The 663-nt window shown below is 43.1% G+C and carries 1 protein-coding gene; it reads left to right on the top strand.

Annotated elements, in window-relative coordinates:
* Positions 1-79 precede the first annotated feature (79 nt).
* On the top strand, positions 80-663 hold a 584-nt coding region (gene iscB, locus M4I42_RS17070; protein ID WP_268853209.1), incomplete at its 3' end, for an RNA-guided endonuclease IscB.

Here is a 663-nt window from a genome sequence, read left to right as displayed (position 1 = left end):
GGTGCTGTCAACATCACAAGCCCTTCCAACATGGGGGAAGAGGAAGAACACTCCGAGAAAGGAGGTACACGCCTTGTTCGTGTACGTGATCAATAAGCATGGCAATCCATTGATGCCGTGCTCACCAAGAAAAGCAAGGATATTGTTAACAAACAAAAAAGCAAAAGTAGTAAAAAGAACACCGTTCACGATTCAACTACTATACGGTAGTAGCGGATACAAGCAACCGATTTCTCTAGGTGTAGACGCAGGAACAAAACATGTTGGGCTATCCGCTACCACAAAAAATCAGGTGCTTTTAGAAGCAGAAGTACAATTGCGTACGGATATTCAAGAATTGTTAGCAACGAGGAGGCAATTTCGCAGAAGCCGGAGAAATCGAAACACAAGAGATCGAAAAGCCCGATTTTTGAATCGTAAGAAGCCAAACGGCTGGTTAGCCCCTTCGATTCAGCATAAAGTGGATCGTCATATCAAATTAGTAAAATGGGTACATTCGATGCTTCCGATTACCCATATCACCGTTGAAGTGGCACAATTTGATACGCAAAAGATAAAGAATCCTGATATTCAAGGTGCAGCATATCAACAAGGAGAGCAATTGGGCTTTTGGAACGTGAGGGAGTATGTATTGTATCGAGACGGTCATACATGCCAATGGTG

Origin of the sequence: Anoxybacillus sp. J5B_2022 (assembly GCF_026847645.1) — a bacterium.
Lineage (GTDB): Bacteria > Bacillota > Bacilli > Bacillales > Anoxybacillaceae > Anoxybacteroides.
This window is presented reverse-complemented; position numbering and strand designations above follow the sequence as displayed.